We start from the raw sequence: 24,826 nt of genomic DNA, 5'->3' as shown, positions 1-24,826 counted from the left end.
GGCAAAGTTTTCCGCCCGGCAAAAACGGCCGCCCCGCCCGCCGCCTATAATGACAGCACGGACCACAGGCGTTCGATTGGGGGATCTGTTGGATCAGCTACGCGCCGGACTGGCACAATTGGGGCGCCAGCGATTGATGATGATGGGCGGCGTCGCCCTCGCCATGCTCGCCGCGCTCGCGTTCGTCGCGCTGCGTGGCGGCGAAAGCCGGATGGCGTTCCTCTACACCGATCTCGACCCCGCCGCGGCGCAGGCGATGGCCGACAAGCTGAAGGCGCAGGCCGTACCGTTCGAACTGTCCGCAGATGGCTCCGCGGTGCTGGCGCCCGAAGACCGGCTCGCCGAGCTCCGGATGAGCATGGCGGGCGAAAAGCTCGGCGGGAAGATCGGCTATGACGTGCTCGACGCGGAGGAGCCGTTCGGCGTGTCCGCGAGCCGCGCCAGGATGAACGAGACGCGCGCGATCGAAGGCGAACTCGCGCGCTCGATCGAAACGCTCCAGAACGTCACGCGCGCGCGCGTCCACATCGTCATGCCCGAGCGCGCGATGTTCGCGACCGAGACAAACAAGGCGAGCGCCGCGGTCACGGTCAAGACGCGCGGCCGCCTGTCCGCCGAGGCGGTCCAGTCGATCCGCTATCTGGTTGCTTCGTCGGTTCCCGAACTAACCCCGGAGGCGATATCGGTGGTCGATCAGACCGGCGCGCTGCTCGCGCGGGCCGGCGAGGCGGGGGTGATGGGATCGGGCGCGGCGGACGAACGCCAGGCACAGGTCGAGGCCAAGCTGCGCGACGAGATCGAGGCGTTGCTCAAGCCGATCGTCGGCGACGGCAAGGTGCGCGCCGAAGTGTCTGCCGACATCGAGCGCGACCAGACGCGCGAGGAATCGGACGTTTTCGATCCCGACAAACAGGTCATCGCGCATCAGGTGACGGTCAACGGCAAGGACCAGAACGCCGAGACGAACCCCGCCGCGCAGCTGTCCAGCGTCGGCCAGCAGCTCCCCGAGGCGCAAGGCGCGCCGCCGGCGGCGGGAACGGGCGGCGGTCGCCAGGAGGCGCATGACGAGACGTCGGAGGACACGACCTACGACAACAGCAAGACGCACAGCGTCGTGCTGCGCGCGCCCGGACGGATCAAGCGACTGAGCGTCGCGGTGATGATCGACGGCGGCGCGAAGGGCCTGCCCGCGCCGCAGATCCAGCGGCTGACGCGGCTGGTCGAGAATGCGGTCGGCGCGGATACCGCGCGCGGCGACAGCGTGGTGATCGAGAGCATGGCGTTCGCGGGCGAAGACGCGCTTGCCGACAAGGAGGGAGGCTGGCTCGACATGCTGCCGCTCGACCGCGTCGCCGACTTCGCCAAGCTGCTGCTGATCGCCGGCGTCGGACTGATCGCGCTGCGGATGCTCAAGGCCAGGCCCGGCACCAGTGATCCCGCCGATGCCAAGGCGGATATCCTGCTGCGATCGCAGGGTACGCAGCCTGCCGCGCTGACCGGCCCCGATGGCGAACCGGTCGCAGCCGGCGGCGCCGCGACCGACCAACAGCCCGCGATCGACCAGGAGGTCGCGCTCGATCAGGTCGATGGCCGCGTGAAGCTGTCGATCCTGCAACGCGTCGGCGAGACCGTCGCCACCTCGACCCCCGAATCCGCCTCGGTGATCCGCCAGTGGATGAACGCATGATGGAGCCGCGCATGACCGCCACGACCGACTTCGACATGGATTTGCAGGGGCCCGATACCGGCGCCGCGGCGATGCCCGACCGGGAGGCCGATCCCGTCGCGTTTCTCGACGAGCTCGAGGATATCGCGCCGGGCCGTTCGGTGGTGAATCCCGCCGCAGCGGGGCCGCTTCCGGGGACGCAGCCTGGGTCGGGGAGCAGCGACGAGCCCGATCTGCACGCGGTCTATGACGTCCCGGTCAAGGTCCAGGCGGTGCTCGGCCGGTCGCGGATCCCGATCGGCGAGCTGCTTGGGCTCAAGGTCGGGATGGTGATCGAGCTCGACCGCAAGGTCGGCGAACCCGTCGACATCTTCGTCAACGATCGCCTGATCGCGCGTGGCGAAGTCGTGCTGATCGACGACATGCTCGGCATCACGCTGACCGAAATCGTCCGGCAGGATCGTTGATCGCGGTGACGATGACGATGTATCACGAGCGCGCGGACGCGGCCCGGCCATCGCCCGTTCCCGGCCTCCCACCACAGCCCGGCGCGGTCGCCAACGGCGTCGGCCTGCTGATGATCGGCGCGCCCGGCACCGAGATGCGGATCGCCGCGGCGATGGCACGCGAGGCAGGCGCCGACGTGGCGATGGCGGACACCCCCGACCGCGGTCTGGCCGCACTGCGCACGAGCTATTGCACGCTGGTGATGATCGACGTCGATACCGATGTCGCGACCTTTCTCGCGCGGTTGCGGCGCGAGCGGTTCGCGGTGCCGGTGCTGGCGTGCGGGATCGATGCGCCTGCCGAGCGTGCGGTCGCGGCGATCCGCGCGGGCGCGTGCGACTATCTGCCGATGCCCCCGCAACGCGATCTGATCGCCGCCGCGCTGACGATCGCCGCCGCCGCCCCCGATGGCAGCGTCGTCGGCAAGGCGCCCGGGTTCCTGCGCGCCGCCGCCGCGATCGCCGCGGTCGCCGGCACGCCCACCGCGCTGCTCGTGCTCGGCGAGCATGGCAGCGGCAAGGCGCATGTCGCACGCGCGTCGTGCGCGGCGTGTTCGCCGTACCGGCCGCTGCTGAGCGTCGGCTCTGCCGATGCGACTGCCGAACTGCTCGATGCGGAACTGTTCGGCTATGCGGCCGGCGCGATCGACGGTGTCGAGACGCGGCGGATCGGCCGCATCGAACAGGCGCGCGGCGGTACGCTGCTGCTCCGCAATGTCGACCGGCTCGCGCTCCCGTTGCAGTCGCGGCTCGCCGCGCGGTTGCGCGCGACGACCGACGTCGCGACCGTCGCGACGGGCGCGCACGACCTGCCCGACCGCGTCGCCGCGGGGACGTTCGACCGGGGTCTCTACGCGCAGTTGGCAAACGCGGTGGTGGAGATGCCGCCGCTGCGCGAACGGCCCGGCGACGCGGCGCTGCTCGCCGCACATCTCGCGCGCCAGTTCAACCCCGCCGGCAGCCTCGATCCCGACGCGCTCGCCATGCTCGACCGGTACAGCTGGCCCGGCAATGTCGACGAGCTCGCCGACGTCGTCCGGCGCGCGCTGGTCCTGTCGCACGGTGCGCCGATCGCGCCCGCCGATCTGGTCCTTGCCAACGGCGAACGCCTGACGACGGTCGCCAATGTCGAGGTCGCGAATCTCGTCGGGCGTACCGTCGAGGAGGTCGAGCGCGCGCTGATCCTGCGCACGCTCGAGCGGTGCCACGGCAACCGCACCTCGGCATCGGGGATCCTCGGCATCTCGGTGCGGACGATGCGCAACAAGCTGAAGAGCTTCATCGAGGCGGGCATCGCCGTCGCCCCGCCGCTGTGACCCAACGCCCCCGAGGACCGCCGCATGACGTCGATCGCCACCCTGATGCAACGGATCGGCGCGAACCGCGACATGGCGCTCGCGGTCGGGGTCATCGCGATCATCGGCATGCTGATCCTGCCGATGCCCGGCTGGATGCTCGACATGGGGCTCGCGCTGTCGATCACGCTGTCGGTGATGATCCTCATGACCGCGCTGTTCATCGAGAAACCGCTCCAGCTGTCGGCGTTTCCGACGATCCTGCTGATCGCGACGATGCTGCGGCTCGGGCTCAACCTCGCCTCGACGCGGCTGATCCTCGCGCACGGCCACGAGGGTCCCGACGCGGCGGGCGGCGTCATCGCGGCGTTCGGCGACCTGCTGATCGGCGGCGACACCATCATCGGCCTGACGATCTTCGCGATCCTCATCGTCATCAATTTCGTCGTCATCACCAAGGGCGCGGGCCGGATCGCCGAGGTCGCGGCGCGGTTCAGCCTCGATTCGATGCCCGGCAAGCAGATGGCGATCGACGCCGATCTGAACGCGGGCACGATCGACGAAACCCAGGCGCGCGAGCGCCGCGGCGAGGTCGAGGCCGAGAGCGGCTTCTACGGCGCGATGGATGGTGCGTCGAAGTTCGTGAAGGGCGATGCGGTCGCCGCGCTGCTCATCACCGCGATCAACGTGCTGGTCGGGCTCGTGATCGGCGTCGGCGTGCACGGCGTTCCGTTCGGCGAGGCGTTCCACAGCTACACGCTGCTGACCGTCGGCGATGGTCTGGTCAGCCAGATCCCCGCGCTGATCGTGTCGATCGCGGCCGGGCTGCTCGTGTCGAAGGGCGGCGTCGCGGGCAAGACCGGCGCGGCGCTCGGCGATCAGCTCGGCCGCTTCCCCAAGGCATTCGGGATGGTCGCGTTCCTGATGGGATCGCTCGCGCTGCTGCCGGGCCTGCCGTTCGTGCCGTTCGCGATCTTCGCGGGGCTCAGCGGCTGGGCGGCATGGTCGCTGTCGCGCAAGGCCGAGGCGGTGCAGCGGCTGCGCCAGCAGGCCGAGGCCATCGCGGAGGCCGAGGCCGCGACGGTCGAGGAGCCGATTTCGCGGACGCTCGCGATCGACGCGGTCCGGATCGAGATCGGGTACGGGCTGCTGCCGATCATCAACGACGCGCAGCGCGAGCCACGGCTCGACGACCAGGTCCGCGCGCTGCGTCGGCAGATGGCCGCGGACTATGGCTTCGTGCTGCCGGCGGTGCGGATCATCGACAACATGGCGCTCAAACCCAATGAATATGCGGTCTATATCAAGGAGACGGAGGCCGCGCGCGGCGACATCCGGCTCGACCGCCTGCTCGTCATCAACCCCGGCGGCGGTGCGCTGTCGCTGCCGGGCGAGGCGACGCGCGAGCCGGTGTTCGATCTGCCCGCGCTGTGGATCGACCGCGAATTGCGCGACGAGGCGGGCCTGCGCGGACTGACCGTGGTCGATTGCGGCACGATCATCACGACGCATCTCACCGAACTGGTGAAGGACAATATTGCCGACCTGCTCAGCTATACCGAGACGCAGAAGCTGCTGAACGAGGTGCACGCCGAGTCGAAGAGCCTCGTCGCGGACATCGTCCCGAGCCGGATCTCGATATCGGGCGTCCAGCGTATCCTCCAGAACCTGCTGTCGGAGGGGATCTCGATCCGCGACGTGCCGACGATCCTCGAGGGGATCGCGGAGGCGGCGCCGCTGACGTCGAACCTGACGCAGATGACCGAGCATGTCCGCAGCCGGCTCGCGCGGCAAATCTCGGCGCAGCAGTCGCGCGACGGGGCGATCCCGATCGTGACGCTGTCGGGCGCGTGGGATGCGGCGTTCGCGGAGAGCATCGTCGGGCAGGGCGACGACCGGCAGCTCGTGATGGCGCCGTCCAGCCTGCAGGCGTTCCTGACCGCGATCCGCGAAACGCTCGACCGGCTCGCGGGGGATGGCGAGATCCCGTGCCTGCTCACGACGCCCGCGATCCGGCCGTTCGTCCGCTCGATCATCGAGCGCGTCCGGCCCGCGACCGTCGTGCTGTCGCAGACCGAAATCCATGCGCGCGCGCGAATTCGGTCGCTCGGCACGATCGGGTGACCCGCGTTCGCCCTATAATGCGGTGATGGCCCGTAATGGGTCGGAAGGACCTCGATGCCGGTGATCGCCTCATATCCCCTGTCGCAACTGCCGGGCGCGCCGCTGCCGCTCGGCGTGGCGGCGGCGCCCTCGCCCGCGGCGTTCGCCGGGGCGCTCGAGCTCGTTCGGGGCGACGGGCTTGCGAGCAACCAGAATGGCTTGCTCAGTCCTGAGCCGCTACGCCCTTCTGGTTCAGGCTATGCCGATCTCCCAACCCCGCTGCTCGCCGTCGTCCACTTGGCCGCGGCGCCTCCCCCGCCGCTCGGGGAGCCCGCCTCCACCGCGCCTGGCCTGAACGACGCCACGATCAGCGTGGCGGACGCTGCCCCCTCGATAGCGGCGCCCGAGCCCGGTACGCCGGGCGGCGCGCCCGATGGCGCCGACGCGCCCAAGGCTGAAAGCGATGCGTCCCCGGAGGCGCCGCCGAAGATGGCGGAGCGCGATCCGCCGCCGCGCGTGCCGCTCGCCGCCAAACGCGTGTCGCCGCAGACGGAAAGCCGTCACGCCGAGACCGCGCCCGCCGCATCGCCCCCGACTGCCGCGGCCCCCGCGCAGCCGCCCACCCCACCGACGACGCCCGACGTCGTCGCTGCAACGGCGGGGGATCCCAAGCCCGTGCAGGGGATGCGCGCGGATGCGCCGTCCCGACCGGGTCGCGCCGGCGCCACGTCACCCCGGCGCCCGGTCGCAGCGGAGCGACCCGCGACGGATAGTGTGACCCAGCAAGACCTCCCCTTGCCGCCGTCGACGCCGTCGCCACCGCCGCAGACCGCGGCGAGTGGCACCGGAGCAGCTCGTACCGAAGATGCTCCCGCCGAAACGCGTCCGCCAAACGCCCCTGGTCGCGCGCCGGTGGCGATCGTCGATCGACCGGCGGGCGACGCCGGCGTCGTCACGCCGTCATCCGACACCCTGGCGCGGCAGGATACGCCCGGATTCGGCGCCGCCGTCGGCGCGCATCTGCAGGAATCCCCCCGGCGCGACGCGCGAGGTCGCGACGCGTGTCGCCGCACAGCCCGGCCGGATCGGCACCGAGATGGGCGTCGCGATCGCGCGGCATGCGGTGGCGGGTCAGCCCGAGACGATCACCGTCCGGCTCGATCCGAAGGACATGGGGCGGATCGAGGTGCGGCTGGCGTTCGACGACGCGGGAACTTTGCGCGCGGTCGTCAGCGCGGACACGTCGGCGGCGCTCGAGATGCTGCGACGCGACGCGGGCGATCTCGGCCGCGCGCTGGCCGATGCGGGAGTCCGCGCCGATGGCCAGAGCCTGCGGTTCGACACGCGGACGTCCGGCGGCAACGATCCGGGCCAGCGTCACCATGGCGGTGATCCGCGCCACGCGCCGTCGCCGCCGCCGTCGTCGCGCCAGCGCCACGCGGACGGCGAATATCCCGTCTTTGCCGAAACCCCGATCTATCGCGCGCTGCGGACCAGCGGCCGCGTCGATCTCACCGCCTGAGGACCCCGATCATGAGCCTTTCACCGACATCCGCGCTCGGCGCAGCCGCCACCCGGCCGACGCTGGGCGGCGCCTCTGCCGATTACAGCATGTTCCTGAAACTGCTGACGACGCAGATGCAGAACCAGGATCCGCTCAAGCCGATGGATTCGACCGAATACACAGCGCAGCTCGCGCAATTCTCGCAGGTCGAGCAGACGATCCAGCAGACCAGCAAGCTCAACGAGATCCTCGCGCAGCTGACGACGCAGAACATGGCGCAGGCATCGGGGTTCATCGGCCAGGTCGGACAGTTCGATACCACCGTCGCCGGGCTGACCGCGGAGACGGGTGCGAACTGGACGTACAGTGCCGCACGCCCCGTCTCGTCGCTCACCGCGACGATCACCGATGGATCGGGCAAGACCGTCGCGACGATGGCGCTCGACCCCGCGACCAGCGGGACGCTGTCGTGGAACGGCGCGTCGGCAGGCGGATCGACCGCGCCCGACGGCCCCTATTCGCTGTCGATTGCGGGGGTAGATGCGAGCGGCGCGAGCGTCCCCGTGTCGGTCACGACGAGCGGCACGATCAGCGAGGTCGTGGCTGCGAACGGCAATCTGACGCTCGGCGTCAACGGTGCGCAGATCCCGATCGGGCTGCTCACCAAGCTCCACGCCGCAGGGTAAAAGCGGGCGGGGTGACGGCGGGCGGGACGGCGGGGCGCTCGCGCGCCGCTACCCCGCGAAACTGCGCACCAGCGAGCCGCAGACCAGCGCCCAGCCATCGACCAGCACGAAGAAGATGATCTTCATCGGCAGCGATATCGTCGGCGGCGGCAGCATCATCATCCCCATCGCCATCAACACCGCCGCGACAGCCAGATCGATGACGAGAAACGGCAGCAGAAGCAGGAAGCCGATCTCGAACGCGCGGCGCAGTTCGGAGATCATGAATGCGGGGACCAGCGTCGAGAGCGCGGTCTGCGCACGCGGGCCCGGGGCGGTCTTGCCCAGCCGGCGGAACAGCGCGAGATCGTCGTCGCGGACCTGCCCGAGCATGAAGACGCGGAACGGCTCGGCGGTCCGCGCGAACGCCTGCGGTTCGGCGATCCTGCCCGCGGTGTAGGGCTTTACGCCCTGTTCCCACGCGGTCTCGAACGTCGGCGCCATCACGAACATCGACAGGAACAGCGCGAGGCTGATGATCACGGGGTTGGGCGGCACGCCCTGCGCACCGAGCCCGCTGCGCAACAGCGACAGCGCGACGACGATCCGCGTGAACGACGTCACCGTCATCAATATGCCCGGCGCGAGGCTGAGCACGGTGAGCATCAGCACCAGCTGGATCGCGCGCGCGGACACCGGTCCGTCGCCGAGAGACGGCAGTGCGGTCTGCGCCAGTGCCGCGCTCGGCGTGCAGAGGAGGACAAGGCCGAGCGCGGCCAGCCGCACCTTACGCATCCGCCGTCACCGTTTCGAGCATCGCCCCGAACGGCGTTGCGGCCTCGCGGACGATTCCGGTCTCGAGCACCGCGACGCGATCGGGCAGCAGCACGAACAGATGCTCGCACCCGTCGCGCCGCACGAGAACGAGCGAGCGCTTGGCGTCGATCTGGATGCGTTCGACCAGCGCGAGGCGGCGGTCGGACGCGGCGCGCCCGATCCGGCCGGGCAGCGCGACATCGTACCGACGCACCGCCCACAACGCGCCCGCGAGCAACCCGAGAACGACCCCCAGCCCGCCCAGCGTGCGCAGCATCGCGACGATGTCCATCACGCGCGCCCGCTCCGCAGGACTTCGGTCACCTCGAGCGACATCATGTCCTCGTTGACGTAGATCTTGCCCTTGGCGACCGCCTTGCCGTTGACGAAGACCTGTGTCGGCTCGTCATGCCCGCAATCGAGCGGGATCATCGCACCGCGGCTCATGTTCAAAATCTGGCGGATCGGCACATTGGCGGATCCCAGCACGATCGAGATCTCGATCTGGATATCTTCGAGCACGGACATGGGGTGGCTCCTCCTGCCCCCATGATAGGAAAATATTGCCGGGTGCGGTGCCGACCGGGGGTCCTGTTTGCCCGACCCGGAAGAAAATGCCGGGTGGCGACCGGGGGCGGCAAGTTCTGCCTATGATGACACCGAACGCAGACGCCGCGCCCGAGCCGGCCTTGCCCCAGGGAATGATGAGCATGGATCTCGATACGTCGTTGCGGGTGTCCGCATCGGGGCTGAAGGCGCAGGCGATGCGGATGCGGGTGATCGCGGAGAATCTCGCCAATGCGGATTCGGTCGCGTCGACCGCGGGCGGCGATCCCTATCGCCGCAAGGTCGCGAGCTTTCGCACCGCGGTCGACCGCGTCACCGGCGCGACGGGGGTCAAGGTTCAGACGATCGACACCGACAAGACCGCCTTCACGCGCAGCTACCAGCCGGGCAACCCGGCCGCCGACGCGACGGGCTATGTACTGACCCCCAATGTGAACACGCTCGTCGAGGCCGCCGACATGAAAGCGGCACAACGCTCGTACGAGGCCAATCTCAACGCGATCGAGGCCGCCAAGGGGCTGACGATGCGCACCATCGACCTGCTGAAATAAGGAAACGCGATGTCTATCGGAGCATTGGACGCGATGACCGCTTATGGTCGCGCGCTGGGTGTCGGCGCGGACACGGCGCCAGGCGGGCTCGGCAAGACGGGCGCCACGGGCAAGACGCAGCCCGGCGACGGGTTCGGCGGCATGGTCGAACAGCTCGTCAGCGACGCCGCGGGTGCGCTGCGTACCGCCGAGACGGCGAGCGCCAGGCAGGTCGCGGGCAAGGGCGACCTGATCGATGTCGTGACCGCGATGGGGGCGGCCGAAACCGCGCTCGACACCGTCGTCGCGGTCCGCGACCGGATGGTCAGCGCCTATACCGACATCATGCGGCTGCAGATCTGACATGACCCCCGCGACCGCGATCGACATCGCCCGTGCGGGCATGATGCTGCTGCTGACGATTTGCGGTCCGCTGCTGCTCGTGTCGATGATCGTCGGCGTCGCGGTCAGCCTGTTCCAGGCGCTGACGCAGATCCAGGAACAGACGCTGACGTTCGTCCCCAAGCTCGTCGCGGCGGGAATCGCCCTGCTGGTGACGCTGCCGATGATCGGCCATGCGCTCGCGGATTTCACCGCGGTCGTCGCCGATCGCATCGTCGCGGGCTGATCGCACGGTGGACGCGCTTCCCGTCGAGGCGACCGCGTTCCTGCTGCTGTTCGCGCGCATCGGGGCGGTGCTGATGCTGTTGCCGGTGTTTTCCGAAGACGCGATCCCCGGACGGATCCGGCTGATGATCGCGTTCGGGATGACTTTGGGGCTCTGGGGCCTCCTGTCGCCCGCGGCGCTGCCCGTGGCACGCGCCACGCAGGCCCTCCCCGGCAGCGGTCCCGCCAGCATCCTCGGCCTCGTCGTCGTCGAGCTCGCCACCGGGCTGGGGCTCGGCGCGCTCGTCCGGATCATGTTCATGGCGATGGCCACCGCGGGTTCGATCGTCAGCCTGCAGATCGGCCTGACCTCGGCGATCGTCGCCGACGCCGCGCAGGGCGGGCAGGCCAGCGTCCTGTCGAAGCTGGTCGGCGTCGCCGCCAGCGTCGTGTGCATGGCGTTGCTCGTGCATCATCTGTGGATCGGTGCGCTGGTGCGATCCTATGTGACCTTCCCGATCGGCGGGATGCCACGCGTCGGCGATTTCGCCGCGCTGGCGGTGGCGACCGCGGGCCGGTCGCTGACGCTCGCGGTGGCCCTCGCCGCGCCGATGATCGTCTACGGGATCGTCTTCAACGTCGCGCTGGGGCTCGCCGCGCGTCTCGCGCCCGCGATCCAGGTCTTCTTCGTCGCGCAACCGATCAACCTGCTGTTCGGGCTCGCGGTGTTCACGACGCTCATCGGCGCGATGCTGACGGGGTTCGCCGGCGCGATGGCGCAGTGGATTCACACGGGCTGGGGGTGAGCGATGGCCGACAAGGACCAGAAGACGCATGACCCGACCGAAAAACGGCTCGCCGACGTGCGCAGGAAAGGCGATACGCCAAGCGCGCCCGAGATGCGCCATGCGGCGATCTTCGCCGCGCTGCTGCTCGTGCTCGGCGGGATCGGCGTGCACAGCTTTGCGCGGCTCGCGACGATGCTCGTCCGGCTCTGGGGCCGCGCGGACGATTTCCGCATCGATCCGCACGGCGCGCAAGGCCTGGCGACCGGGCTGCTCGCGCAGCTCGCGGTGGTGTTCGCCCCCCTGTTCGCGGTGCTGGTCGCGTTCGCGCTGCTCGGCGGTCTGGCTCAGGGACGCCCGAGCCTGTCCTGGTCGCGCGTCGCCCCCAAATTCGCCAAGATCTCCCCGGTATCGGGCGCCAAACGGATATTCGGCACGCGCGCGCTGATCGAGTTCGCCAAGACCCTCGCAAAGCTAACGGTGATCGTGGCGATCGCCGTCGCGGTGCTGCGGCCGCACGCCGCCGCGCTTGACACGCTGGTCGGGATCGATCCGGCCGAGCTCGGCACCGTCGCCGGCGGGCTGGTCGTGATCCTCGTCAAGAGCGTCGCGATCCCCGTCATCGCGCTGGCGCTGTTCGACCTGATCTATCAGCGCCGCAGCTGGTTCAACAAGCTCAAGATGTCGCTGCAGGAGCTCAAGGACGAGTATAAGGACAGCGAGGGCGATCCCAAGATCAAGGCGAAGATCCGCCAGATCGCGGTGCAGCGCGCGCGGCGCCGGATGATGAGCGCGGTGCCGACCGCAAGCGTGATCATCACCAACCCCACGCATTATGCGATCGCGCTGAGCTATGACCACGGCCGGATGGGCGCACCGGTCGTCGTCGCCAAGGGCGTCGATGCAGTCGCGCTGCGCATCCGCGAGATCGCGACCAAGGCCGGCGTGCCGATCGTCGAGAACCGCCCGCTCGCGCGCGCGCTCTATGCCGCGGTCGAGATCGAGCACCCGATCCCCGCCGAACATTACGCCGCGGTGGCGGAGATCATCGGCTATGTCATGCGGATCGCCAAGGCGCGATCCTAGCGGTCAGGCGATCAGGTCGTGCCGCGCGAGCTCGACGCGAACGCGCAGGTCGACCGCGCGGGCGATCTCGGCCAGCTGCGGATCGTCGGGCAGCGTGAAACCGCGCGTCCAGTCGGCAAGCGCCTCGAGCGCCTCGGCGGGCGGCGCACCGGCCGCGACCTCGCGGTCGAGCCGGTCGAGCAAGGTCAGCCCGCGCTCCGCCTCGACCGCCTGCTTGCGCCGCCGCTCGACCGCGGGATCGATCGCCGCGAGCGCGACCAGCATCTGTACCGAGGTCGCGGGCTGCGCGATCGACGCGACGGGTCGTGCGCCCGCCTCCGCCGCGCCGTCGCCCGTCGCTCCCACGTCGAAACGGCGCGCATCCGTGCCCGCCCCGGCGACGGGGAGCGCGAGATTCGCCTGCAACGCGGCGCGTAGCAAGGCTGGCAGCGTGTCGATCCTCATTTCATGTCCCGCCCGACCCGTATCCGGCGAGCCTATCCTATAAGGCAGGAAGAGTTCAAACCTTCGCGAGGTCCGCCTGCATGCTCCGTACCCTGCTGCTGCCCCGCTGCATGTCCGCGTCGGCCGGATCCGCGCTGGCGGCGGCGCTGGCGGTAGCGGCGGGGGCGGCGCTAACCGTGGTGGCCACGCCGGCGGCGGCGGCGTCGCGGGTCAAGGACATCGTCGATATCCAGAACGTCCGCACCAACCAGCTGGTCGGCTACGGCCTCGTCGTCGGCCTGCCGGGCACCGGCGACCGCACGAACAACGCGCCGTTCACCGAGGAGACGCTCCAGGCGATGCTCGAGCGGATGGGCGTCAACGTCCGCGATGCCAAGATGAAGCCCGCCAACGTCGCCGCGGTGTCGGTGACCGCGACGATGCCGCCGTTCGCGCGCGCGGGGTCGACGATCGACGTCCAGGTGTCGGCGATCGGCGACGCCACCAGCCTTCAGGGCGGGACGTTGCTGGTCTCGTCGCTGCGGGCGCTCGATGGCGCGATCTATGCGGTCGCGCAGGGTCCCGTCGCGGTCTCGGGCTTCAAGGCGCAAGGCGCGGGGGCGAGCGTCAGCCGCGGCGTGTCGACATCGGCGCAGATCGCGGGCGGTGCGATCGTCGAGCGCGAGGTGCCCTATGCGCTGCGGTCCGCGACCAGCCTCAAGCTCGCGCTCAAGAACCCCGATTTCACGACTGCGCGTCATATCGCCGCGGTCATCAACGGCCGCTTTGCCGGGACGGCGCACATCCTCGATCCGGGCACCGTCGAGATTGCCGCGGCGGGCGGGTTCGCCGGCGACGTCGTCGACCTGCTCGGCGAGATCGAGAACCTGCCCGTCGACGTCGACCAGCCCGCGCGGATCGTGATCAACGAGGCGTCGGGGACGGTGGTGATGAGCGCCGATGTGCGGATCAGTCCGGTCGCGATCGCGCAAGGCGGGCTGACTATCACGGTGAGCGAGACCCCGGTCGCGTCGCAACCCGCGCCGCTGTCGCAGGGACAGACCGCGGTCCTGCCGCGCACGCGGATCGGCGTCGACGACGGCGGCGGCGCGTCGCTCGCGATCGTCCAGGGCGCGTCGCTCCAGTCGCTCGTCGCCGGGCTCAACACGCTCGGCGTCTCGCCGCGCGATCTCATCACGATCCTGCAGACGGTCAAGTCCGCAGGCGCGCTTCAGGCGGAGATTTCAGTCCAGTGATCCCGGCTGTCGCACCCCATCCCGTCGCGACCGCGGTCGCGGACCCCAAGGCGGCGAAGACCGCGCAGAGTTTCGAGGCGGTGTTCCTCGGCCAGATGACGCAGATGATGATGGCGACGGTCGAGAGCGACGGCCCATTCTCGGGCGGGCATGGCGAGGAGATGTTCCGCGGCGTGCTGGCGGAAAAGCTCGGCACCGCGATCGCCGCAACCGGCGGCATCGGCATCGCGCCCGCGGTCCTCGAACAGATCATCGCGCTTCAGGAAGGATCCGCACCGTGACCCACGACCTCGATTCAGCGCTCGTGTCGCTCGACCTGATCCTCGACGAGGAGAATGCCCGCCTGGGCATGCCCGGCTTCGACCTGGTCCCGCGCGAACTGGTCGCGGCCAAGATGCGGGTCGTCGGCGTGATCGAAGCCGCGCAGGTGCGGCTCGTCGCGGCCCGGTCTGCCGGCGCCGCCGTTCCTGACGCCGACGCCTGCGCCGCCACCGCGGCGATGCTCGAACGGACGATGCAGAAGCTCGCGACCAACGCCGCGCTACTCGAACGGCGGATCGCATTGTGCGACGACCTGATGGGCGCGATCACCGACGAGGCCAAGCGGCTGTCGGGCGGGCGCAGCATGGTCTACCGCGCGACGGGCGCGCTGTCGCATGCCGAACAGCCGACGCCGATCGCGATCAACAACAGCCTCTGACTAGGATCGACCGCCTGCGCGCCGGTCGGGGCGCAGGCTTGTCAGGTGCATCAGGCGGGGGCGTCAGGCGGGCGCGTTGTTGCCCTGCAACCCTTCGATGATCGCGCGGTTCACGTCGATCAGCGCGTCAACCCCGTCGCGCCCCGCCGCGACGTCGCTCGAATAGCGATCCACCCACAGCCCGAGCGACACGATCGACGCGCGCAGCGGGTCGGGCAGCGCGTTGCCGCGCGCCGCACAGGCGTTCGACAGCGCGCTCCACACCTCGCGATTGCGCGACAGCGCGGGCATCAGCGATATCCCCGACAGGCGCGCGTCGCGCGCGCGCATCAGGTCGCCGGTGACCTGCTGCATCAGGCGATGTTCCGCTCCGCGCGGCGTTTCGGTGATCGTGCGCGTACGGTGATAGGCGTTGAGCGACATGACGACTCCGCGAGGACTTAAGCCCTTATTCTAGGACGCGACCGCCAGCCGCGGTCATCGATGCCGGCATATCGTCGCGCGCACGTGCGCCCCGACGCGGCCGTCCCGGCGGATCGCGGGGCGGCGGATTAAAGCCGGGCGCGCCGGACCGGCCGCCGTGCCGCGCTTCTATAAGGTAGATCACGTCGCCCCTTGGGAAGAATCGATCGCATATCATGCTTAACGGCGTCGGCCTCCTTGTCATCCTCGCATGCGTGTTCGGCAGTTTCATCTGGTCGGGCGGCAAGATGGACATCATCCTCCACGCGCTCCCGCACGAGATGATGGCGATCGCGGGCGCGGCGATCGGCGCGTTCCTCGTGTCGAACTCGATGCCGACGGTGAAGCTGGCCGGCAAGGGCCTGCTGCGCGCGTTCAAGGGCGACCGGTGGAAGAACACCGATTATCGCGACCTGCTGACGTTGCTCTTCACGCTGCTGTCGACCTTCCGCAAGGGCGGTCCGACCGCGATCGAGCCGCATCTCGATGCGCCGCACGACAGCGCGATCTTCTCGCGCTTTCCCCGCGTCCTGGCCGATCATCACCTCGTCGAATTCATCTGCGATTACCTGCGGATGATGACGGTCAGCTTCGAGGATCCGCATCAGATCGCCGAGGCGATGGATAACGACATCGAGAAGCACCACCATGAGGAGCTCGCGCCGCAGCACGCGCTCCAGCAGATGGCCGACGGGCTTCCCGCGATCGGGATCGTCGCCGCGGTGCTGGGCGTGATCAAGACGATGGGATCGATCGACCAGCCGACCGAGATCCTCGGCGCGATGATCGGCGGCGCGCTGGTCGGGACGTTCCTCGGCGTGCTGCTCGCATATTGTCTGGTCGGTCCGCTCGCCGCCAAGCTGCTCGAGACGGTCGATGCCGACTGCAAGCCGTTCCTGATCGTGAAAAGCGCGATCGTCGCCCATGCCCAGGGCCTGCCGACGCAGGTCGCGGTCGAGATCGGCCGTCGCATGACCCCGTCGGCCAAGGCGCCGACCTTCCAGCAACTCGAGACCGCTCTCGAAGAGGCCAAAAATGACCCCATCCCCGCCTGAGCCCGTGGCCATTACCGATCCGGCGCATTTGCCGCCGCTGTCGTCCCCGCCGCCGCCGCCCCCGCTCGACTCGCTCGTCGATCGCGCGGTACATCTGCCCGCGCATTGCGGCACCGTCGCCGCGGAGGATCTGCGCGTCCGGCTCGTGCTCGCGGCGGACCTCGACGGCGGGATCGAGGTGCGCGCCGACGCGGTCGACAGCATCGGCCAGGCCGCGCTGCAGATCCTGGTCGCCGCGCGCCGCGAGGCGGTCGCGCGGCACCAGCCCTATGCCATCGTTGATCCCAGCCCCGCCTTTGTCGACCGCGTCACCCGCTGTCGGCTGGCCGGCGCGATCGGCCTTATCGAGAAGGACGCAACACTGTGAGCAAGACGATCCTTACCGTCGACGATTCGGCCAGCATGCGAATGCTGCTGAAGGTGTCGTTGACCGCGCAGGGCTACAGCATCGAGGCGGCCAATGACGGGCGTCACGGGCTCGCGCGGATGGACGAGGTCCGGCCCGACCTGCTGATCACCGATATCAACATGCCCGAGATGGACGGCTTCGAACTGATCGAGGCGGTGCGCGCGAAACCCGAATTCCGCGGCGTGCCGATCCTCGTGCTGTCGACCGAATTCTCCGAGGACAAGAAGGCGCGGGCGCGCCAGGCGGGTGCGACCGGGTGGATCACCAAGCCGTTCGACGCCGCCAAGCTCGGCACCGCGATCCGCCGGGTGTGCCCATGAGCGACGAACTCGACGATATCCAGGCGATCTTCTTCGAGGAATGCGCCGAGGGCCTCGCCGCCGCCGAAGCCGGCCTGTCGGCGATGGATGCCGGCGACGTGTCGGCGCCGACGATCGCGTCGGTGTTCCGCGCGGTCCATTCGATCAAGGGGGCGCGGGCGCGTTCGGCCATGCCGCGCTGACCGCCTTCTCGCACTGTTTCGAAAACGTGCTCGACGAGGTGCGCGCGGGCCGGATCGCACCGTCGCCGGGGGTGACGCGCGTGATGCTGCAGGCGTTCGACGTGCTGTCGGATCATGTCGCGTTCGCGCAAGGGCTTGCCGGGCTGCCGCACGACGCCGTGGTGCTCGAGGCGCTCGACGCGATCCTCGCGCAGGGTGGCGCCCCCGATCACGCTGCCGCGCCCGCCCCGACGCCCGCACCGACGATCGCCCCGACGATCGCCCCGACGATCACGCCAATGAGCGCCGTACCGACGGCGGGGGGGACGTCGATCCGTTCGGTTTCGAACCGGTGACGGTCGCGCTCGAACCGCTCGACCCGTTCGGGTTCGAACCCATCGCGCACGACCCGTTCGACGACGCGCTTGCCGAGCCCGCCGCAAGCGGACCGATCGCCTGGAACGTCCGCTTCGTGCCGTCCGATGCCGCGCTCGCCAATGGCAGCGAGCCGTTGCTGATCGTCCGCGAGCTCGAACTGCTCGAGGGCGTGGTCGAGGCGGTCGATCTCGACGCGCTCCCGCCGCTGCGCGATCTCGATCCCGAGCACAGCTATTTCGGCTGGACGATCCGTATCCCCGGCCATGTCGCCGAGGAGGCGATCCTCGACTCGTTCGACTTCGTCGCACCGGGGTCGATCGTCGAGGTCACGCCCGAATATGCAGCACGTCCGGCACCGACCGGGACCGTCGCCCCGCCGGCGCCACCCGCGGCCGACGTCGCCGCCCCCGGTCAACGCAGCGCCAGTCATCGCCGCGCCGCCACCGCCGCCCGAAAAGCCGGCACCCGTGCGGGCGGTCGAGGACAGGCCGGAGCCCGCGCGCGTCGCCGAACCCCCGCAGCAGAGCATCCGCGTCGAGCTCGTCAAGCTCGACATGCTGCTCAACCTCGTCGGCGAACTCGTCATCCGGGGCTCGATCCTCGCGGACCGGCTGAGCCCCAAGGATCAGGAACGCGTCGAGCTGCCGCAGCTCAGCCGGCTGACGCGCGAGATCCAGGACACGGTGATGTCGCTGCGCGCGCAGCCGATCCGCCAGGCGTTCAGCCGCGTGCCCCGGATGCTCCGCGACCTGTCCGCCGAGACGGGCAAGGACATCAGGCTCGAGACGACGGGCGAGACGACCGAGATCGACAAGGGCGTGATCGAGAAGATCGGCGATCCGCTGACGCACATGATCCGCAACGCGGTCGACCACGGGATCGAGAGCGCCGCGGTGCGCCTCGCCGCGGGCAAACCCGCAGAGGGGACGATCCGCCTGTCCGCCGAACAGCGCGGCGCGCGCATCCTGGTGCGCGTCGCCGACGATGGCGGCGGGATCGACCGCGCGCGCGTCTTTGCCAAGGCGGTCGAGAAGGGCGTCGTCGCCGCCGATGCGGTGATGACCGACGAGGAGATCGACCAGCTGATCTGCGCGCCCGGTTTCTCGACCGCGGACACGATCTCGAACATCTCGGGCCGCGGCGTCGGGATGGACGTGGTGCGATCGAACGTCGAAGCGCTCGGCGGCCGCGTCGAGATCAGCTCGACGCCCGGCAAGGGCACGACCTTCACGATGATCCTGCCGCTGACGCTGGCGATCCTCGAGGGGATGATCGTCCGGCTCGCGGGGCAGCGCTTCGTCCTGCCGCTCGCCAACGTGGTCGAGACGGTCCAGCCCGAACGCGGCCAGGTCAAGCCGACCACGACGACCGGCGAAGTCATCGAGCTGCGCGGCAACTATGTCCCCGTGCGGCGCCTGACGCGGACCTTCGGGCTCGGCGACAACGATAGCCGCCGGCCGGAGGAGTCGCTCGTCATCATCGTCGAGACGGAGACCGCGGGCCATGTCGGGCTGCTGGTCGACACGATCGACGATCGCCGCGAGGTTGTGATCAAGAGCCTCGACCGCAATCTCCACCCGATCCGCGGGCTGGGCGGCGCCACCATCCTCGGCGACGGCTCGATCGCGCTGATCCTTGATATCGAAGCGCTGGTCGGCCCGGCCACGCAGACCCCCAACCGCTATGTCACGAAAGGACTGGCCGCATGAGCACGATCGACACCCCCGGCGAACGCAAGATCGTCACCTTCTCGCTCGGCGAGCAGACCTTCGGCATCGACATGGCGTCGCTGATCGAGATCCGCGAATGGGACGAGCCGACCCCGCTTCCCGGCGTGCCGTCCTTTATCAAGGGCGTCACCAACCTGCGCGGTACCGTCGTCCCCGTCGTCGGCCTCGCCGAGCGGCTTGGCTGGTCGCCGAGCGTGATCCACGCGCGCTCGTGCATCCTGGTCGTCAACATCGCCGGCAAGCAGGCCGGGTTCCTGGTCGACGAGGTCGCCGACATCGTGCTGATCAAGGACAGCGACATCCGCCCTGCCCCCGATGTCGAGATCGGCGAACCCAGCGTCATCGCCGGACTGGTCAAGACGCAGACGCGCACCGCCGACGGCACCAATGGCAGCGACAGCCTGATGGTGCTGCTGCTCGATCTCGACGCGCTCAGCCTGACGCGCCAGCTGGACATCGCCGCATGACCGCGACCGCGGCCATCGACGCGGCCGCGGGCGGCGTGGGACCGGGCGGCGCGGGATCGGCGGATCAGGCGCTCCCCGGCGGGCCGCCGCTGGGCGATACCGAATTCGCCGCGATCGCCGCGATCATGCAGAGCGATGCCCGGATCCATCTGGTGATCGCCAAGAAGACGCTGGTGCATGGCCGGCTGTCGCGGCGGCTGCGGATGCACGGCCTCGACAGCTTCCGCGACTATGTCCACCTGGTCGCACGCGATCCCGCCGAGCGCGCCGCGATGGTCGTCGCGCTGACGACCAACCACACGCATTTCTTCCGCGAGAACCACCATTTCGAGCATTTCCGCAGCGTCGCGATGCCCGCGATCAAGGCCGCGGCGCGGACTCGCCCGGTCCGGATCTGGTCCGCGGGCTGCTCGAGCGGCGAAGAAGTCTATTCGATCGCGATGTGCCTGCTCGGCCTTGACCGCGCGAGTGCGGCCTGGCTGCGCGGTGCGGACGTGAAGCTGCTCGCGACCGATCTCGCGCCGCACGTCGTCGAGAGCGTCCGGCGCGGCGTCTATCCCGAAAGCGTCGTCGCGCCGATCCCCGCCGCCTATCGCAAGGCCTGGGTGCGGCCCGCCGGCAGCGAGTTCGAGATCGCCGCCGAAGCCCGCGAGATGGTGACCGCGCGGGTGCTCAACCTGTTCGAGGCATGGCCGATGCGGCAGCGCTACGATGCGATCTTCTGTCGCAACGTGATGATCTATTTCGACGAGCAGGCAAAGGCCGAGCTCGAGCACCGGCTTGCCGAGATGCTGTTGCCCGGCGGCCATCTCTACATCGGCCATTCCGAGCGGCTGGTCGGCCCCGCGACGCGGACGATGGAAAGCTGCGGGCAGACGATCTACGTCAAGCAGGGAGGCACGGCATGACCGCGCGCGTCCGAACGCTGATCGTCGACGACAGCGCCGCGATCCGCGTCGTGCTGTCGCGGATCCTGTCGGCCGATCCCGATATCGAGGTCGTCGGCATGGCGCCCGAACCCAACAGCGCGCGCGCGATGATCAAGGATCTCGAACCCGACGTCCTGACGCTCGACGTCGAGATGCCGGGGATGGACGGGCTCTCGTTTCTCGAGCGGATCATGCGACTGCGGCCGATGCCGGTGGTGATGTGCTCGACGCTGACCGCGCGCGGGGCCGCGACGACGATCGAGGCGCTCCGGCTCGGCGCGGTCGACTGTATCGCCAAGCCGACCGGGGACCCCGCCGACCTCGCGCGCAACGCGCAGCTGCTGCGCGACACGGTCAAGGCGGCGGGGCGGTCGTCGGTGCGCGCGCGGACCGCCGCGCGGCCCGCACGGATGCCCGTCAGCGCCACGCCGCGCGCCGATGCGTTGATCGCGATCGGTGCATCGACCGGTGGCGTCGAGGCGCTGTTCTCGCTGCTCGGCGCGTTGCCCGCCGCGTGCCCGCCGATCCTCGTCGTCCAGCACATGCCGGGCACCTTCACCGCCAGCTTTGCCGAACGGCTCGACCGCGAATGCCGGATGACCGTCACCGAGGCGACGCACGGCCGCCCGATCGTGCCCGGCACCGTCTATATTGCTCCTGGAAGCGAGATGCACATGGAGCTTGCGGGCACGACGGCGCGGACGATCAGGCTGGTCAAGGGCGATCCCGTCGGCGGGCACCGCCCCGCGGTCGACACGCTGTTCCACTCGGTCGCGCGTCTCGCGCCGGGGGCGATCGGCGTGATCCTGACGGGCATGGGCGCGGATGGCGCGGAGGGACTGCGGGCGATGCGCGATGCGGGCGCCCGGACCTTCGGCCAGTCGCAGGACAGCTGCGTCGTCTATGGCATGCCACGCGCGGCGGTCGCCCGCGGTGCGGTGGAACGCGAACTCAGTCTGACCGCATTGCCCGAGGCGATCCTCGCGGCGTGCGGCAAGTAGAAACGGGACCACGAACGATGCCTGCTGCATCCCAGATAAAAGTGATGGTGGTCGATGATCAGGCGAGCATGCGGGCGATGATCCGCCGGTCGCTGCAGGATCTCGGTTTCCGCGACGTGCGCGACAAGGGCGATGCCGCCGAGGCGCTCGCCGCGGTGCGCACCGAGCGCGTCCACCTGATCATCTCCGACTACAACATGCCCGACATGGACGGACTGCAGCTGCTCGAGGCGGTGCGCGGCGATCCGGTGATCGGCAAGACCGTCTTCATCATGCTGACCGGATCGTCGGACCGCGAGGTCGTCCAGAAGGCGGCCGCGCTCGGCGTCAACAACTACCTGGTCAAGCCGTTCGCACCGGCGTCGCTCAAGGACAAGATCGAACGCGTGTTCGGTCCGCTGTCCTGATGCCCGGGAACCTCTCCGAAGCGCCGCCGCGCCCGCCGGGATCGCTCGCGCCCCGGCACCGCATCACGCTGGTCCAGGGCGAACATGTCGCGGTCGCGCGGCCCGGCGCGGTCATCGCGACGCTGCTCGGCTCGTGCATCGCGGTGTGCCTGCACGACGCAGCGGCGCATGTCGGCGGGATGAATCACTTCCTGCTCGGCGAACCGGGTGCGGATCAGCACGTCCGTCCCGGCGAGCTGTCGCGCTACGGGATCCATGCGATGGAATTGCTGATCAACGCGATGATGAAGGCGGGCGCGTCGCGCAACGCGCTGCGGGCGCACATCTACGGGGGCGCGAACATCATCGCCGGGCTCGGCAAGATCGGGTCGAGCAACGCCGCGTTCGCGCGCCGCTTCATCGAGACCGAGAATATCGCGATCGGCCATGTCGACGTTGGCGGGAGTCGCGCGCGCAAGCTCGAATTCCTTCCCTACGAGGGCAAGACCCGATCGAGCTTCGTCGCCGATCCGGTACCGATCCTGGCGCCGATGCCGCTTGTCGACGGCGACGTCGAACTGTTCTGACCCCGTTTTCTTCAAGCCACGATTGCGAACCGAACATGGCCGATTCCGACACTCTTGCGGCACTTCTCCAGTCGGCGCTGGCCGAGGAGCTGCGCCACGTCCGCAAGCTGATCGAACAGCTTGCCGAGCTGCTGATCTGCGACGACCATTTCGCGACCAACTATGTCGAACAGCTCCAGGCGTTCGACCTGCTCGTCCAGTATACCGACGAGAGCGCGGCGCTGCTCGACCGGATGGCGGCGGGCGTCGGCTCGCACGATGCGGTGACGACGGTGAAGCTCGGCGCGGTTCAGGCGCGGCTGCGCGCGGCGCTCGGCAAGGCGGGCTGATCCGGTGGCGGCGCACAATGCGGACACGCGTCCGATCATCATCGTCCGCAAGATCAAGCGCGGCGGGGCGGCGCATCATGGCGGCGCGTGGAAGGTCGCCTATGCCGATTTCGTGACCGCGATGATGGCGTTCTTCATGCTGTTGTGGCTGATCAGCAATCCCGACAAGTCGCGGCTGAAGGGGCTTGCCGAATATTTCACGCCGAGCAGCGGCGGCGGCGGTGCCGGATCGGCGGGTGCCGACGGCGCGGGGACCGGCGCCAGCGTCGGCACGCGCCCGGCCCGCGGCGGCGACACCCCCGACACGGTCGCGGTGGTCGCCCGCGGCGGGACCGCGACGATCCCCGATGCCTCGCTCCGCGTGCTCGCGCAGGAGATGCGGATCGCGATCGACAGCCTGCCGCCGGAGGATCGCGGGCGGGTCGCGACGCAGGTCGAGCGCGACCGCGACGGGCTGCGGATCAGCCTGATGGATACCGCCGCGCATTCGATGTTCCGTCCGGGAACCGCGGAGCTCAACGGATTTGCCCGCGACCTGCTCGCCCGCGTCGCGACCCGGCTCGCCAAATCCGGTGCGCCGATCGCGATCGAGGGTCATACCGATGCGCGCGGCGGCGACGGCAACTGGCGGCTGTCGGGCGACCGCGCGATCGCGGCGCGCACGGCGATGATCGCGGCCGGACTTCCCGCCGGACGCTTTGCCGAGCTGGTCGCGATGGCCGACACCAAGCCCGTCTATCCCGCTCAGCCCGATCGCCCGGAAAACCGGCGGATCACGATCGTCGCCAAGGCGACGGCGTCGTCGCTGCCGACCGATGCGAGCTTCAGGTTTTGAGGACCGGCCTATGAAACCGATCGTGCGTGCGCTGCTATTGCTCGTCGCCGGCGTGGGCGTGGGCGGCGGCGCGGCGGTCGCGACCAGCCGGTTCGTCACCCCCTCCGCGACGGCGAAACCCGCTGCGCCGGTCGTGGTCGAGACGAGCTTCGTCACCGTCGATCAGATGCTGGCGCCGCTCGTGCTGCGCGATCGCCGGCTTACCGGCTATGTCCGGTTCGATGCCGGGCTCGAGGTCGCGATCGACGAGGCGCCGGGCGTGACCGAACGGCTCCCGCTGCTCCGACATGCCATAAACATGCGCTCCTACCGTGTTCCACTGGCGGCGGGCCCCGATGGCATGCTACCCGATATCGCGGAATTGCAGCGCGTCGTGGGCGCTGCGGCGGTTGACGCGTTCGGTCGTGGTGCAGTGCGAAAAGTCGCAATCACCAAGGCCGAGCCGGCATGAAGGGGACCCGGGGATGATCGAACAGGCTCACTATCCGCCGGCGCCGGAGCCGCGGAACGATGCCGATCCCGTGGCCATACCAACCTACATTATTGATCCGCCTACATATCCTGAAGCAATACCGGCCGAAGCCCAACCGGCGCGAACCTTTGCGCCGCGCGAGGACCGGCTGACGCGGATCCTGCTGATCGGGCGGCTGAGCGCGGCGACCGGCGACCATTTATGCCGCGCGCGCAACATCTCGGCCAACGGCATGAACGTCGAGTGCGACGCGCGACTGATTCGCGGCGACCGCGTCCGCATCGAGCTGCGCAATCTCGCGGTGGTCGAAGGCAAGGTCGCCTGGAACGACGGGACGCGTATCGGAATTCATTTCGACGCGAGCATCGCCGTCGAGAGCTTCCTGCGTCCCAGCGACGATGGCACCGGTCTGACGCCGCGCGCACCGAGGATCGCTGCCGATGCTGCCGCGACGCTCTGGCACGACGGGCGGACGATGAGCGCGCGCCTCCACAACCTCTCGCAATCGGGGTGTTGCCTGATCGGCGATGTGCAGGGTGCGACGGATTCGGTCGTCCGGATCACGATCGCGGGGCTGCCGCCGCGCCAGGCGACGCTGCGCTGGGCGATGGCGGATCGTGCGGGCTATGCCTTCCACACGATCTTCTCGTTCGCCGATATCGTCGCGTGGCAGCGCGCGCAGGCCGACCGGGCCGCCGCAACCGGCTGACCGGACCCGGTTCGCGACGCCCGCGTCAGCGCGGTCGCGCGCTCCCCGATCCCGGCCCCGCTCCCGAGGACGCCGTCCCCGCCCCCGG

General features: G+C 69.5%; 34 protein-coding genes. 29 read left to right on the top strand and 5 right to left on the bottom strand.

What is annotated here, in order from left to right:
• Positions 1–136: 136 nt before the first annotated feature.
• From fliF to QP165_RS12485, 6 genes are all read left to right on the top strand, one after another.
• Positions 137–1,687, top strand: coding sequence for a flagellar basal-body MS-ring/collar protein FliF (gene fliF, locus QP165_RS12510; RefSeq protein ID WP_333997021.1), 1,551 nt, complete (start codon positions 137–139; stop codon positions 1,685–1,687).
• Between the two features lie 11 nt (positions 1,688–1,698).
• On the top strand, positions 1,699–2,133 hold the full coding sequence (fliN, locus tag QP165_RS12505; RefSeq protein ID WP_333995898.1) for a flagellar motor switch protein FliN: 435 nt from the start codon (positions 1,699–1,701) through the stop codon (positions 2,131–2,133).
• Positions 2,134–2,144: 11 nt separating this feature from the next.
• Positions 2,145–3,488 carry a sigma-54-dependent transcriptional regulator gene (locus tag QP165_RS12500; RefSeq protein ID WP_333995897.1) on the top strand — a complete coding sequence of 448 codons (1,344 nt, stop codon included), beginning with the start codon at positions 2,145–2,147 and terminating at the stop codon, positions 3,486–3,488.
• A 24-nt stretch (positions 3,489–3,512) separates the two neighbouring features.
• Complete coding sequence (gene flhA, locus QP165_RS12495) at positions 3,513–5,591, top strand: flagellar biosynthesis protein FlhA (RefSeq protein WP_333995896.1); 2,079 nt, start codon at positions 3,513–3,515, stop codon at positions 5,589–5,591.
• 844 nt (positions 5,592–6,435) lie between these two features.
• Entirely contained in the window at positions 6,436–7,092 is a 657-nt protein-coding gene (locus QP165_RS12490; RefSeq protein WP_333995895.1) for a flagellar hook-length control protein FliK, read from the top strand.
• 11 nt (positions 7,093–7,103) lie between these two features.
• The gene (locus QP165_RS12485) at positions 7,104–7,760 is read left to right on the top strand and encodes a flagellar hook assembly protein FlgD (protein WP_333995894.1); all 657 of its coding nucleotides are present in this window, start codon (positions 7,104–7,106) and stop codon (positions 7,758–7,760) included.
• A gap of 48 nt (positions 7,761–7,808) precedes the next feature.
• Here QP165_RS12485 and fliP read toward each other — a convergent pair whose 3' ends face one another.
• From fliP to QP165_RS12470, 3 genes are read right to left on the bottom strand one after another with little or no spacing between them, the layout of a single operon-like run.
• A complete protein-coding gene (gene fliP, locus QP165_RS12480; RefSeq protein WP_333995893.1) occupies positions 7,809–8,534 on the bottom strand; it encodes a flagellar type III secretion system pore protein FliP in 726 nt (241 codons plus the stop codon).
• Positions 8,527–8,847, bottom strand: a complete 321-nt coding sequence (locus tag QP165_RS12475) for a flagellar biosynthetic protein FliO (RefSeq protein ID WP_056019771.1) — start codon at positions 8,845–8,847, stop codon at positions 8,527–8,529. Before QP165_RS12475 ends, fliP begins: the two co-directional genes overlap by 8 nt.
• Positions 8,847–9,083: a FliM/FliN family flagellar motor switch protein gene (locus tag QP165_RS12470; RefSeq protein WP_056019768.1), complete on the bottom strand. Its 237-nt coding sequence runs from the start codon at positions 9,081–9,083 to the stop codon at positions 8,847–8,849. The genes QP165_RS12475 and QP165_RS12470 overlap by 1 nt, the downstream gene beginning before the upstream one ends.
• A gap of 182 nt (positions 9,084–9,265) precedes the next feature.
• Here QP165_RS12470 and flgC point away from each other — a divergent pair, with 182 nt between their 5' ends.
• Genes flgC through flhB form a run of 5 tightly spaced genes read left to right on the top strand, consistent with a single transcriptional unit; the run spans position 9,266 to position 12,129 of the window.
• A complete protein-coding gene (gene flgC / locus QP165_RS12465) occupies positions 9,266–9,673 on the top strand; it encodes a flagellar basal body rod protein FlgC (RefSeq protein ID WP_333995892.1) in 408 nt (135 codons plus the stop codon).
• A 9-nt stretch (positions 9,674–9,682) separates the two neighbouring features.
• The gene (locus tag QP165_RS12460; RefSeq protein ID WP_333995891.1) at positions 9,683–10,015 is read left to right on the top strand and encodes a flagellar hook-basal body complex protein FliE; all 333 of its coding nucleotides are present in this window, start codon (positions 9,683–9,685) and stop codon (positions 10,013–10,015) included.
• 1 nt (position 10,016) lies between these two features.
• Complete coding sequence (gene fliQ / locus QP165_RS12455) at positions 10,017–10,280, top strand: flagellar biosynthesis protein FliQ (RefSeq protein WP_333995890.1); 264 nt, start codon at positions 10,017–10,019, stop codon at positions 10,278–10,280.
• A 7-nt stretch (positions 10,281–10,287) separates the two neighbouring features.
• Positions 10,288–11,064: a flagellar biosynthetic protein FliR gene (locus QP165_RS12450; RefSeq protein WP_333995889.1), complete on the top strand. Its 777-nt coding sequence runs from the start codon at positions 10,288–10,290 to the stop codon at positions 11,062–11,064.
• A 3-nt stretch (positions 11,065–11,067) separates the two neighbouring features.
• Positions 11,068–12,129, top strand: coding sequence for a flagellar biosynthesis protein FlhB (flhB, locus tag QP165_RS12445; protein ID WP_333995888.1), 1,062 nt, complete (start codon positions 11,068–11,070; stop codon positions 12,127–12,129).
• Positions 12,130–12,132: 3 nt separating this feature from the next.
• On the opposite strand, the gene QP165_RS12440 is transcribed toward flhB, so the two are convergent.
• Positions 12,133–12,573, bottom strand: a complete 441-nt coding sequence (locus tag QP165_RS12440) for a flagellar assembly protein FliX (RefSeq protein WP_056019750.1) — start codon at positions 12,571–12,573, stop codon at positions 12,133–12,135.
• A 110-nt stretch (positions 12,574–12,683) separates the two neighbouring features.
• Here QP165_RS12440 and QP165_RS12435 point away from each other — a divergent pair, with 110 nt between their 5' ends.
• From QP165_RS12435 to QP165_RS12425, 3 genes are read left to right on the top strand one after another with little or no spacing between them, the layout of a single operon-like run.
• Positions 12,684–13,808, top strand: coding sequence for a flagellar basal body P-ring protein FlgI (locus tag QP165_RS12435; protein ID WP_443019370.1), 1,125 nt, complete (start codon positions 12,684–12,686; stop codon positions 13,806–13,808).
• Positions 13,805–14,089: a rod-binding protein gene (locus QP165_RS12430; RefSeq protein ID WP_443019294.1), complete on the top strand. Its 285-nt coding sequence runs from the start codon at positions 13,805–13,807 to the stop codon at positions 14,087–14,089. The genes QP165_RS12435 and QP165_RS12430 overlap by 4 nt, the downstream gene beginning before the upstream one ends.
• The gene (locus QP165_RS12425) at positions 14,086–14,508 is read left to right on the top strand and encodes a hypothetical protein (protein ID WP_333995886.1); all 423 of its coding nucleotides are present in this window, start codon (positions 14,086–14,088) and stop codon (positions 14,506–14,508) included. The genes QP165_RS12430 and QP165_RS12425 overlap by 4 nt, the downstream gene beginning before the upstream one ends.
• 63 nt (positions 14,509–14,571) lie before the next feature.
• Here QP165_RS12425 and flaF read toward each other — a convergent pair whose 3' ends face one another.
• Positions 14,572–14,931, bottom strand: coding sequence for a flagellar biosynthesis regulator FlaF (gene flaF / locus QP165_RS12420; protein ID WP_056019741.1), 360 nt, complete (start codon positions 14,929–14,931; stop codon positions 14,572–14,574).
• Positions 14,932–15,146: 215 nt separating this feature from the next.
• On the opposite strand from flaF, the gene motA reads away from it, so the two are divergent.
• From motA to QP165_RS12355, 15 genes are all read left to right on the top strand, one after another.
• Entirely contained in the window at positions 15,147–16,025 is an 879-nt protein-coding gene (gene motA / locus QP165_RS12415) for a flagellar motor stator protein MotA (RefSeq protein ID WP_333995885.1), read from the top strand.
• Positions 16,006–16,392: a hypothetical protein gene (locus QP165_RS12410; protein ID WP_333995884.1), complete on the top strand. Its 387-nt coding sequence runs from the start codon at positions 16,006–16,008 to the stop codon at positions 16,390–16,392. Before motA ends, QP165_RS12410 begins: the two co-directional genes overlap by 20 nt.
• Complete coding sequence (locus QP165_RS12405) at positions 16,389–16,754, top strand: response regulator (protein ID WP_056019734.1); 366 nt, start codon at positions 16,389–16,391, stop codon at positions 16,752–16,754. Before QP165_RS12410 ends, QP165_RS12405 begins: the two co-directional genes overlap by 4 nt.
• Positions 16,751–16,936 (top strand): hypothetical protein, encoded by a 186-nt coding sequence (locus QP165_RS20050; protein WP_443019293.1) that lies wholly within the window; start codon positions 16,751–16,753, stop codon positions 16,934–16,936. The genes QP165_RS12405 and QP165_RS20050 overlap by 4 nt, the downstream gene beginning before the upstream one ends.
• Positions 16,937–16,962: 26 nt before the next feature.
• Positions 16,963–17,271 (top strand): hypothetical protein, encoded by a 309-nt coding sequence (locus QP165_RS20045; RefSeq protein ID WP_443019292.1) that lies wholly within the window; start codon positions 16,963–16,965, stop codon positions 17,269–17,271.
• Positions 17,272–17,760: 489 nt separating this feature from the next.
• Positions 17,761–19,002: a chemotaxis protein CheA gene (locus tag QP165_RS20040; protein WP_443019291.1), complete on the top strand. Its 1,242-nt coding sequence runs from the start codon at positions 17,761–17,763 to the stop codon at positions 19,000–19,002.
• The gene (locus QP165_RS12395) at positions 18,999–19,490 is read left to right on the top strand and encodes a chemotaxis protein CheW (protein WP_056019728.1); all 492 of its coding nucleotides are present in this window, start codon (positions 18,999–19,001) and stop codon (positions 19,488–19,490) included. Before QP165_RS20040 ends, QP165_RS12395 begins: the two co-directional genes overlap by 4 nt.
• A complete protein-coding gene (locus QP165_RS12390) occupies positions 19,487–20,398 on the top strand; it encodes a CheR family methyltransferase (protein ID WP_333995883.1) in 912 nt (303 codons plus the stop codon). The genes QP165_RS12395 and QP165_RS12390 overlap by 4 nt, the downstream gene beginning before the upstream one ends.
• Positions 20,395–21,420, top strand: a complete 1,026-nt coding sequence (locus tag QP165_RS12385) for a protein-glutamate methylesterase/protein-glutamine glutaminase (RefSeq protein ID WP_333995882.1) — start codon at positions 20,395–20,397, stop codon at positions 21,418–21,420. Before QP165_RS12390 ends, QP165_RS12385 begins: the two co-directional genes overlap by 4 nt.
• A 17-nt stretch (positions 21,421–21,437) precedes the next feature.
• Positions 21,438–21,827 (top strand): response regulator, encoded by a 390-nt coding sequence (locus QP165_RS12380; protein ID WP_056019720.1) that lies wholly within the window; start codon positions 21,438–21,440, stop codon positions 21,825–21,827.
• On the top strand, positions 21,827–22,393 hold the full coding sequence (locus QP165_RS12375; protein WP_056019717.1) for a chemotaxis protein CheD: 567 nt from the start codon (positions 21,827–21,829) through the stop codon (positions 22,391–22,393). Before QP165_RS12380 ends, QP165_RS12375 begins: the two co-directional genes overlap by 1 nt.
• A gap of 35 nt (positions 22,394–22,428) precedes the next feature.
• Positions 22,429–22,722, top strand: coding sequence for a hypothetical protein (locus QP165_RS12370; RefSeq protein WP_056019714.1), 294 nt, complete (start codon positions 22,429–22,431; stop codon positions 22,720–22,722).
• 4 nt (positions 22,723–22,726) lie between these two features.
• A complete protein-coding gene (locus QP165_RS12365; RefSeq protein WP_333995881.1) occupies positions 22,727–23,557 on the top strand; it encodes a flagellar motor protein MotB in 831 nt (276 codons plus the stop codon).
• A gap of 10 nt (positions 23,558–23,567) precedes the next feature.
• Positions 23,568–24,008: a flagellar basal body-associated FliL family protein gene (locus tag QP165_RS12360; RefSeq protein WP_333995880.1), complete on the top strand. Its 441-nt coding sequence runs from the start codon at positions 23,568–23,570 to the stop codon at positions 24,006–24,008.
• A gap of 70 nt (positions 24,009–24,078) precedes the next feature.
• Positions 24,079–24,738: a PilZ domain-containing protein gene (locus QP165_RS12355; RefSeq protein ID WP_333995879.1), complete on the top strand. Its 660-nt coding sequence runs from the start codon at positions 24,079–24,081 to the stop codon at positions 24,736–24,738.
• Positions 24,739–24,826 lie beyond the last annotated feature (88 nt).

This window comes from Sphingomonas sp. 22R3R2A-7, assembly GCF_036856055.1.
Taxonomy (GTDB): Bacteria; Pseudomonadota; Alphaproteobacteria; order Sphingomonadales; family Sphingomonadaceae; genus Sphingomonas.
The sequence above is the reverse complement of the archived record's forward strand: the minus strand, read 5'-3'. Positions and strand labels throughout refer to the sequence as shown.

What these genes read in the sequence shown, in the direction of transcription:
- flhA (WP_333995896.1), top strand. Translation starts at nt 3,513, where the DNA reads ATGACGTCGATCGCCACCCTGATGCAACGGATCGGCGCGAACCGCGAC.
- QP165_RS12440 (WP_056019750.1), bottom strand. Translation starts at nt 12,573, where the DNA reads ATGAGGATCGACACGCTGCCAGCCTTGCTACGCGCCGCGTTGCAGGCG.
- flhB (WP_333995888.1), top strand. Translation starts at nt 11,068, where the DNA reads ATGGCCGACAAGGACCAGAAGACGCATGACCCGACCGAAAAACGGCTC.
- QP165_RS12360 (WP_333995880.1), top strand. Translation starts at nt 23,568, where the DNA reads ATGAAACCGATCGTGCGTGCGCTGCTATTGCTCGTCGCCGGCGTGGGC.
- fliN (WP_333995898.1), top strand. Translation starts at nt 1,699, where the DNA reads ATGACCGCCACGACCGACTTCGACATGGATTTGCAGGGGCCCGATACC.
- QP165_RS12460 (WP_333995891.1), top strand. Translation starts at nt 9,683, where the DNA reads ATGTCTATCGGAGCATTGGACGCGATGACCGCTTATGGTCGCGCGCTG.
- fliP (WP_333995893.1), bottom strand. Translation starts at nt 8,534, where the DNA reads ATGCGTAAGGTGCGGCTGGCCGCGCTCGGCCTTGTCCTCCTCTGCACG.
- QP165_RS12435 (WP_443019370.1), top strand. Translation starts at nt 12,684, where the DNA reads ATGTCCGCGTCGGCCGGATCCGCGCTGGCGGCGGCGCTGGCGGTAGCG.
- QP165_RS12380 (WP_056019720.1), top strand. Translation starts at nt 21,438, where the DNA reads ATGCCTGCTGCATCCCAGATAAAAGTGATGGTGGTCGATGATCAGGCG.
- QP165_RS12470 (WP_056019768.1), bottom strand. Translation starts at nt 9,083, where the DNA reads ATGTCCGTGCTCGAAGATATCCAGATCGAGATCTCGATCGTGCTGGGA.
- QP165_RS12485 (WP_333995894.1), top strand. Translation starts at nt 7,104, where the DNA reads ATGAGCCTTTCACCGACATCCGCGCTCGGCGCAGCCGCCACCCGGCCG.
- fliQ (WP_333995890.1), top strand. Translation starts at nt 10,017, where the DNA reads ATGACCCCCGCGACCGCGATCGACATCGCCCGTGCGGGCATGATGCTG.
- QP165_RS12390 (WP_333995883.1), top strand. Translation starts at nt 19,487, where the DNA reads ATGACCGCGACCGCGGCCATCGACGCGGCCGCGGGCGGCGTGGGACCG.
- flgC (WP_333995892.1), top strand. Translation starts at nt 9,266, where the DNA reads ATGGATCTCGATACGTCGTTGCGGGTGTCCGCATCGGGGCTGAAGGCG.
- QP165_RS12490 (WP_333995895.1), top strand. Translation starts at nt 6,436, where the DNA reads ATGCTCCCGCCGAAACGCGTCCGCCAAACGCCCCTGGTCGCGCGCCGG.
- QP165_RS12375 (WP_056019717.1), top strand. Translation starts at nt 21,827, where the DNA reads ATGCCCGGGAACCTCTCCGAAGCGCCGCCGCGCCCGCCGGGATCGCTC.
- motA (WP_333995885.1), top strand. Translation starts at nt 15,147, where the DNA reads ATGCTTAACGGCGTCGGCCTCCTTGTCATCCTCGCATGCGTGTTCGGC.
- QP165_RS12410 (WP_333995884.1), top strand. Translation starts at nt 16,006, where the DNA reads ATGACCCCATCCCCGCCTGAGCCCGTGGCCATTACCGATCCGGCGCAT.
- fliF (WP_333997021.1), top strand. Translation starts at nt 137, where the DNA reads ATGATGATGGGCGGCGTCGCCCTCGCCATGCTCGCCGCGCTCGCGTTC.
- QP165_RS12500 (WP_333995897.1), top strand. Translation starts at nt 2,145, where the DNA reads ATGACGATGTATCACGAGCGCGCGGACGCGGCCCGGCCATCGCCCGTT.
- QP165_RS12475 (WP_056019771.1), bottom strand. Translation starts at nt 8,847, where the DNA reads ATGGACATCGTCGCGATGCTGCGCACGCTGGGCGGGCTGGGGGTCGTT.
- QP165_RS12370 (WP_056019714.1), top strand. Translation starts at nt 22,429, where the DNA reads ATGGCCGATTCCGACACTCTTGCGGCACTTCTCCAGTCGGCGCTGGCC.
- QP165_RS12395 (WP_056019728.1), top strand. Translation starts at nt 18,999, where the DNA reads ATGAGCACGATCGACACCCCCGGCGAACGCAAGATCGTCACCTTCTCG.
- QP165_RS20050 (WP_443019293.1), top strand. Translation starts at nt 16,751, where the DNA reads ATGAGCGACGAACTCGACGATATCCAGGCGATCTTCTTCGAGGAATGC.
- QP165_RS12385 (WP_333995882.1), top strand. Translation starts at nt 20,395, where the DNA reads ATGACCGCGCGCGTCCGAACGCTGATCGTCGACGACAGCGCCGCGATC.
- flaF (WP_056019741.1), bottom strand. Translation starts at nt 14,931, where the DNA reads ATGTCGCTCAACGCCTATCACCGTACGCGCACGATCACCGAAACGCCG.